Source organism: Bacillus sp. YP1 (assembly GCF_000877815.1).
In the GTDB taxonomy this organism is placed as follows: domain Bacteria; phylum Bacillota; class Bacilli; order Bacillales; family Bacillaceae; genus Bacillus; species Bacillus subtilis.
On sequence record NZ_CP010014.1, the window covers coordinates 4009138 to 4017500 of the forward strand.

6 tRNA genes and 5 rRNA genes (1 of these 11 running past the window's edge) are annotated in these 8363 nt (G+C 52.0%); all 11 read left to right on the forward strand.

From position 1 onward, the window contains the following. Nucleotides 1-204 precede the first annotated feature (204 nt). Nucleotides 205-1754 (forward strand): 16S ribosomal RNA (locus QF06_RS19865). A gap of 170 nt (nucleotides 1755-1924) precedes the next feature. Continuing rightward, nucleotides 1925-4852 (forward strand): 23S ribosomal RNA (locus QF06_RS19870). A gap of 55 nt (nucleotides 4853-4907) precedes the next feature. Further along, nucleotides 4908-5023, forward strand: a 5S ribosomal RNA gene (gene rrf / locus QF06_RS19875). Nucleotides 5024-5068: 45 nt separating this feature from the next. Continuing rightward, nucleotides 5069-5143, forward strand: a tRNA-Asn gene (locus QF06_RS19880). Between the two features lie 2 nt (nucleotides 5144-5145). Then, a tRNA-Thr gene (locus QF06_RS19885) sits at nucleotides 5146-5218 on the forward strand. 60 nt (nucleotides 5219-5278) lie between these two features. Further along, nucleotides 5279-5353 (forward strand) — tRNA-Gly (locus tag QF06_RS19890). A 31-nt stretch (nucleotides 5354-5384) separates the two neighbouring features. After that, nucleotides 5385-5461: transfer RNA gene (locus QF06_RS19895), tRNA-Arg, on the forward strand. Between the two features lie 27 nt (nucleotides 5462-5488). Then, nucleotides 5489-5565: transfer RNA gene (locus QF06_RS19900), tRNA-Pro, on the forward strand. A gap of 9 nt (nucleotides 5566-5574) precedes the next feature. After that, nucleotides 5575-5650: transfer RNA gene (locus tag QF06_RS19905), tRNA-Ala, on the forward strand. A gap of 171 nt (nucleotides 5651-5821) precedes the next feature. Beyond that, nucleotides 5822-7371, forward strand: a 16S ribosomal RNA gene (locus tag QF06_RS19910). A 170-nt stretch (nucleotides 7372-7541) separates the two neighbouring features. Next, nucleotides 7542-8363 (forward strand): 23S ribosomal RNA (locus tag QF06_RS19915); it runs 2106 nt beyond the window's last position. The 16S, 23S and 5S rRNA genes sit together here with 6 tRNA genes alongside, the layout of an rRNA operon.

Consider the following 8363-nt stretch of genomic DNA (forward strand, 5'->3'; position numbering starts at 1 on the left):
CGCTGATAAACAGCTGACATCAACTAAAAGCTTCATTAAGTACTTTGAAAAAAGTTGTTGACTTAAAAGAAGCTAAATGTTATAGTAATAAAGCTGCTTCGTTAAGCGGCGGTGATGATCTTTGAAAACTAAACAAGACAAAACGTACCTGTTAATTCAGTTTTTAAAAATCGCACAGCGATGTGCGTAGTCAGTCAAACTACTTTATCGGAGAGTTTGATCCTGGCTCAGGACGAACGCTGGCGGCGTGCCTAATACATGCAAGTCGAGCGGACAGATGGGAGCTTGCTCCCTGATGTTAGCGGCGGACGGGTGAGTAACACGTGGGTAACCTGCCTGTAAGACTGGGATAACTCCGGGAAACCGGGGCTAATACCGGATGGTTGTTTGAACCGCATGGTTCAAACATAAAAGGTGGCTTCGGCTACCACTTACAGATGGACCCGCGGCGCATTAGCTAGTTGGTGAGGTAACGGCTCACCAAGGCAACGATGCGTAGCCGACCTGAGAGGGTGATCGGCCACACTGGGACTGAGACACGGCCCAGACTCCTACGGGAGGCAGCAGTAGGGAATCTTCCGCAATGGACGAAAGTCTGACGGAGCAACGCCGCGTGAGTGATGAAGGTTTTCGGATCGTAAAGCTCTGTTGTTAGGGAAGAACAAGTACCGTTCGAATAGGGCGGTACCTTGACGGTACCTAACCAGAAAGCCACGGCTAACTACGTGCCAGCAGCCGCGGTAATACGTAGGTGGCAAGCGTTGTCCGGAATTATTGGGCGTAAAGGGCTCGCAGGCGGTTTCTTAAGTCTGATGTGAAAGCCCCCGGCTCAACCGGGGAGGGTCATTGGAAACTGGGGAACTTGAGTGCAGAAGAGGAGAGTGGAATTCCACGTGTAGCGGTGAAATGCGTAGAGATGTGGAGGAACACCAGTGGCGAAGGCGACTCTCTGGTCTGTAACTGACGCTGAGGAGCGAAAGCGTGGGGAGCGAACAGGATTAGATACCCTGGTAGTCCACGCCGTAAACGATGAGTGCTAAGTGTTAGGGGGTTTCCGCCCCTTAGTGCTGCAGCTAACGCATTAAGCACTCCGCCTGGGGAGTACGGTCGCAAGACTGAAACTCAAAGGAATTGACGGGGGCCCGCACAAGCGGTGGAGCATGTGGTTTAATTCGAAGCAACGCGAAGAACCTTACCAGGTCTTGACATCCTCTGACAATCCTAGAGATAGGACGTCCCCTTCGGGGGCAGAGTGACAGGTGGTGCATGGTTGTCGTCAGCTCGTGTCGTGAGATGTTGGGTTAAGTCCCGCAACGAGCGCAACCCTTGATCTTAGTTGCCAGCATTCAGTTGGGCACTCTAAGGTGACTGCCGGTGACAAACCGGAGGAAGGTGGGGATGACGTCAAATCATCATGCCCCTTATGACCTGGGCTACACACGTGCTACAATGGACAGAACAAAGGGCAGCGAAACCGCGAGGTTAAGCCAATCCCACAAATCTGTTCTCAGTTCGGATCGCAGTCTGCAACTCGACTGCGTGAAGCTGGAATCGCTAGTAATCGCGGATCAGCATGCCGCGGTGAATACGTTCCCGGGCCTTGTACACACCGCCCGTCACACCACGAGAGTTTGTAACACCCGAAGTCGGTGAGGTAACCTTTTAGGAGCCAGCCGCCGAAGGTGGGACAGATGATTGGGGTGAAGTCGTAACAAGGTAGCCGTATCGGAAGGTGCGGCTGGATCACCTCCTTTCTAAGGATATTATACGGAATATAAGACCTTGGGTCTTATAAACAGAACGTTCCCTGTCTTGTTTAGTTTTGAAGGATCATTCCTTCGAAACGTGTTCTTTGAAAACTAGATAACAGTAGACATCACATTCAATTAGTAATACAAGATATCACATAGTGATTCTTTTTAACGGTTAAGTTAGAAAGGGCGCACGGTGGATGCCTTGGCACTAGGAGCCGATGAAGGACGGGACGAACACCGATATGCTTCGGGGAGCTGTAAGCAAGCTTTGATCCGGAGATTTCCGAATGGGGAAACCCACCACTCGTAATGGAGTGGTATCCATATCTGAATTCATAGGATATGAGAAGGCAGACCCGGGGAACTGAAACATCTAAGTACCCGGAGGAAGAGAAAGCAAATGCGATTCCCTGAGTAGCGGCGAGCGAAACGGGATTAGCCCAAACCAAGAGGCTTGCCTCTTGGGGTTGTAGGACACTCTGTACGGAGTTACAAAGGAACGAGGTAGATGAAGAGGTCTGGAAAGGCCCGCCATAGGAGGTAACAGCCCTGTAGTCAAAACTTCGTTCTCTCCTGAGTGGATCCTGAGTACGGCGGAACACGTGAAATTCCGTCGGAATCCGGGAGGACCATCTCCCAAGGCTAAATACTCCCTAGTGACCGATAGTGAACCAGTACCGTGAGGGAAAGGTGAAAAGCACCCCGGAAGGGGAGTGAAAGAGATCCTGAAACCGTGTGCCTACAAGTAGTCAGAGCCCGTTAACGGGTGATGGCGTGCCTTTTGTAGAATGAACCGGCGAGTTACGATCCCGTGCAAGGTTAAGCAGAAGATGCGGAGCCGCAGCGAAAGCGAGTCTGAATAGGGCGCATGAGTACGTGGTCGTAGACCCGAAACCAGGTGATCTACCCATGTCCAGGGTGAAGTTCAGGTAACACTGAATGGAGGCCCGAACCCACGCACGTTGAAAAGTGCGGGGATGAGGTGTGGGTAGGGGTGAAATGCCAATCGAACCTGGAGATAGCTGGTTCTCTCCGAAATAGCTTTAGGGCTAGCCTCAAGGTAAGAGTCTTGGAGGTAGAGCACTGATTGGACTAGGGGCCCCTACCGGGTTACCGAATTCAGTCAAACTCCGAATGCCAATGACTTATCCTTGGGAGTCAGACTGCGAGTGATAAGATCCGTAGTCGAAAGGGAAACAGCCCAGACCGCCAGCTAAGGTCCCAAAGTATACGTTAAGTGGAAAAGGATGTGGAGTTGCTTAGACAACCAGGATGTTGGCTTAGAAGCAGCCACCATTTAAAGAGTGCGTAATAGCTCACTGGTCGAGTGACTCTGCGCCGAAAATGTACCGGGGCTAAACGTATCACCGAAGCTGCGGACTGTTCTTCGAACAGTGGTAGGAGAGCGTTCTAAGGGCTGTGAAGCCAGACCGGAAGGACTGGTGGAGCGCTTAGAAGTGAGAATGCCGGTATGAGTAGCGAAAGAGGGGTGAGAATCCCCTCCACCGAATGCCTAAGGTTTCCTGAGGAAGGCTCGTCCGCTCAGGGTTAGTCGGGACCTAAGCCGAGGCCGAAAGGCGTAGGCGATGGACAACAGGTTGATATTCCTGTACCACCTCCTCACCATTTGAGCAATGGGGGGACGCAGGAGGATAGGGTAAGCGCGGTATTGGATATCCGCGTCCAAGCAGTTAGGCTGGGAAATAGGCAAATCCGTTTCCCATAAGGCTGAGCTGTGATGGCGAGCGAAATATAGTAGCGAAGTTCCTGATTCCACACTGCCAAGAAAAGCCTCTAGCGAGGTGAGAGGTGCCCGTACCGCAAACCGACACAGGTAGGCGAGGAGAGAATCCTAAGGTGATCGAGAGAACTCTCGTTAAGGAACTCGGCAAAATGACCCCGTAACTTCGGGAGAAGGGGTGCTCTGTTAGGGTGCAAGCCCGAGAGAGCCGCAGTGAATAGGCCCAGGCGACTGTTTAGCAAAAACACAGGTCTCTGCGAAGCCGTAAGGCGAAGTATAGGGGCTGACGCCTGCCCGGTGCTGGAAGGTTAAGAGGAGCGCTTAGCGTAAGCGAAGGTGCGAATTGAAGCCCCAGTAAACGGCGGCCGTAACTATAACGGTCCTAAGGTAGCGAAATTCCTTGTCGGGTAAGTTCCGACCCGCACGAAAGGCGCAACGATCTGGGCACTGTCTCAACGAGAGACTCGGTGAAATTATAGTACCTGTGAAGATGCAGGTTACCCGCGACAGGACGGAAAGACCCCGTGGAGCTTTACTGCAGCCTGATATTGAATGTTGGTACAGCTTGTACAGGATAGGTAGGAGCCTTGGAAACCGGAGCGCCAGCTTCGGTGGAGGCATCGGTGGGATACTACCCTGGCTGTATTGACCTTCTAACCCGCCGCCCTTATCGGGCGGGGAGACAGTGTCAGGTGGGCAGTTTGACTGGGGCGGTCGCCTCCTAAAAGGTAACGGAGGCGCCCAAAGGTTCCCTCAGAATGGTTGGAAATCATTCGCAGAGTGTAAAGGCACAAGGGAGCTTGACTGCGAGACCTACAAGTCGAGCAGGGACGAAAGTCGGGCTTAGTGATCCGGTGGTTCCGCATGGAAGGGCCATCGCTCAACGGATAAAAGCTACCCCGGGGATAACAGGCTTATCTCCCCCAAGAGTCCACATCGACGGGGAGGTTTGGCACCTCGATGTCGGCTCATCGCATCCTGGGGCTGTAGTCGGTCCCAAGGGTTGGGCTGTTCGCCCATTAAAGCGGTACGCGAGCTGGGTTCAGAACGTCGTGAGACAGTTCGGTCCCTATCCGTCGCGGGCGCAGGAAATTTGAGAGGAGCTGTCCTTAGTACGAGAGGACCGGGATGGACGCACCGCTGGTGTACCAGTTGTTCTGCCAAGGGCATCGCTGGGTAGCTATGTGCGGACGGGATAAGTGCTGAAAGCATCTAAGCATGAAGCCCCCCTCAAGATGAGATTTCCCATTCCGCAAGGAAGTAAGATCCCTGAAAGATGATCAGGTTGATAGGTCTGAGGTGGAAGTGTGGCGACACATGGAGCTGACAGATACTAATCGATCGAGGACTTAACCATATTTTTGAATGATGTCACACCTGTTATCTAGTTTTGAGAGAACACTCTCAATTTGTTTGGTGGCGATAGCGAAGAGGTCACACCCGTTCCCATACCGAACACGGAAGTTAAGCTCTTCAGCGCCGATGGTAGTCGGGGGTTTCCCCCTGTGAGAGTAGGACGCCGCCAAGCAGATTTATTAATTCTACCATGTTTGTTTATGAAGCTTTATATTATTCCGCAGTAGCTCAGTGGTAGAGCTATCGGCTGTTAACCGATCGGTCGTAGGTTCGAATCCTACCTGCGGAGCCATTGCTTCCATAGCTCAGCAGGTAGAGCACTTCCATGGTAAGGAAGAGGTCAGCGGTTCGAGCCCGCTTGGAAGCTTTATTAAATGTATTATTACCAAGGTTTCTCATAAGGAGAAAGCTTTTTTTATTGCGATATGCGGAAGTAGTTCAGTGGTAGAACACCACCTTGCCAAGGTGGGGGTCGCGGGTTCGAATCCCGTCTTCCGCTCCATTTATCCCAACGGGATATTGTAAATTGAATTGCGCCCGTAGCTCAATTGGATAGAGCGTTTGACTACGGATCAAAAGGTTAGGGGTTCGACTCCTCTCGGGCGCGCCATATCTTTTAATAGAATAGATAGGAAATCGGGAAGTAGCTCAGCTTGGTAGAGCACATGGTTTGGGACCATGGGGTCGCAGGTTCGAATCCTGTCTTCCCGACCATTTTTTTATGGGGCCTTAGCTCAGCTGGGAGAGCGCCTGCTTTGCACGCAGGAGGTCAGCGGTTCGATCCCGCTAGGCTCCACCAAAATTTTTAAAAAAAGTTGTTGACTTTGAAGAAGTGACGTTGTATACTAATAAAGTTGCTTTAACAAAGCGGACAAACAAAATGATCTTTGAAAACTAAACAAGACAAAACGTACCTGTTAATTCAGTTTTTAAAAATCGCACAGCGATGTGCGTAGTCAGTCAAACTACTTTATCGGAGAGTTTGATCCTGGCTCAGGACGAACGCTGGCGGCGTGCCTAATACATGCAAGTCGAGCGGACAGATGGGAGCTTGCTCCCTGATGTTAGCGGCGGACGGGTGAGTAACACGTGGGTAACCTGCCTGTAAGACTGGGATAACTCCGGGAAACCGGGGCTAATACCGGATGGTTGTTTGAACCGCATGGTTCAAACATAAAAGGTGGCTTCGGCTACCACTTACAGATGGACCCGCGGCGCATTAGCTAGTTGGTGAGGTAACGGCTCACCAAGGCAACGATGCGTAGCCGACCTGAGAGGGTGATCGGCCACACTGGGACTGAGACACGGCCCAGACTCCTACGGGAGGCAGCAGTAGGGAATCTTCCGCAATGGACGAAAGTCTGACGGAGCAACGCCGCGTGAGTGATGAAGGTTTTCGGATCGTAAAGCTCTGTTGTTAGGGAAGAACAAGTACCGTTCGAATAGGGCGGTACCTTGACGGTACCTAACCAGAAAGCCACGGCTAACTACGTGCCAGCAGCCGCGGTAATACGTAGGTGGCAAGCGTTGTCCGGAATTATTGGGCGTAAAGGGCTCGCAGGCGGTTTCTTAAGTCTGATGTGAAAGCCCCCGGCTCAACCGGGGAGGGTCATTGGAAACTGGGGAACTTGAGTGCAGAAGAGGAGAGTGGAATTCCACGTGTAGCGGTGAAATGCGTAGAGATGTGGAGGAACACCAGTGGCGAAGGCGACTCTCTGGTCTGTAACTGACGCTGAGGAGCGAAAGCGTGGGGAGCGAACAGGATTAGATACCCTGGTAGTCCACGCCGTAAACGATGAGTGCTAAGTGTTAGGGGGTTTCCGCCCCTTAGTGCTGCAGCTAACGCATTAAGCACTCCGCCTGGGGAGTACGGTCGCAAGACTGAAACTCAAAGGAATTGACGGGGGCCCGCACAAGCGGTGGAGCATGTGGTTTAATTCGAAGCAACGCGAAGAACCTTACCAGGTCTTGACATCCTCTGACAATCCTAGAGATAGGACGTCCCCTTCGGGGGCAGAGTGACAGGTGGTGCATGGTTGTCGTCAGCTCGTGTCGTGAGATGTTGGGTTAAGTCCCGCAACGAGCGCAACCCTTGATCTTAGTTGCCAGCATTCAGTTGGGCACTCTAAGGTGACTGCCGGTGACAAACCGGAGGAAGGTGGGGATGACGTCAAATCATCATGCCCCTTATGACCTGGGCTACACACGTGCTACAATGGACAGAACAAAGGGCAGCGAAACCGCGAGGTTAAGCCAATCCCACAAATCTGTTCTCAGTTCGGATCGCAGTCTGCAACTCGACTGCGTGAAGCTGGAATCGCTAGTAATCGCGGATCAGCATGCCGCGGTGAATACGTTCCCGGGCCTTGTACACACCGCCCGTCACACCACGAGAGTTTGTAACACCCGAAGTCGGTGAGGTAACCTTTTAGGAGCCAGCCGCCGAAGGTGGGACAGATGATTGGGGTGAAGTCGTAACAAGGTAGCCGTATCGGAAGGTGCGGCTGGATCACCTCCTTTCTAAGGATATTATACGGAATATAAGACCTTGGGTCTTATAAACAGAACGTTCCCTGTCTTGTTTAGTTTTGAAGGATCATTCCTTCGAAACGTGTTCTTTGAAAACTAGATAACAGTAGACATCACATTCAATTAGTAATACAAGATATCACATAGTGATTCTTTTTAACGGTTAAGTTAGAAAGGGCGCACGGTGGATGCCTTGGCACTAGGAGCCGATGAAGGACGGGACGAACACCGATATGCTTCGGGGAGCTGTAAGCAAGCTTTGATCCGGAGATTTCCGAATGGGGAAACCCACCACTCGTAATGGAGTGGTATCCATATCTGAATTCATAGGATATGAGAAGGCAGACCCGGGGAACTGAAACATCTAAGTACCCGGAGGAAGAGAAAGCAAATGCGATTCCCTGAGTAGCGGCGAGCGAAACGGGATTAGCCCAAACCAAGAGGCTTGCCTCTTGGGGTTGTAGGACACTCTGTACGGAGTTACAAAGGAACGAGGTAGATGAAGAGGTCTGGAAAGGCCCGCCATAGGAGGTAACAGCCCTGTAGTCAAAACTTCGTTCTCTCCTGAGTGGATCCTGAGTACGGCGGAACACGTGAAATTCCGTCGGAATCCGGGAGGACCATCTCCCAAGGCTAAATACTCCCTAGTGACCGATAGTGAACCAGTACCGTGAGGGAAAGGTGAAAAGCACCCCGGAAGGGGAGTGAAAGAGATCCTGAAACCGTGTGCCTACAAGTAGTCAGAGCCCGTTAACGGGTGATGGCGTGCCTTTTGTAGAATGAACCGGCGAGTTACGATCCCGTGCAAGGTTAAGCAGAAGATGCGGAGCCGCAGCGAAAGCGAGTCTGAATAGGGCGCATGAGTACGTGGTCGTAGACCCGAAACCAGGTGATCTACCCATGTCCAGGGTGAAGTTCAGGTAACACTGAATGGAGGCCCGAACCCACGCACGTTGAAAAGTGCGGGGATGAGGTGTGGGTAG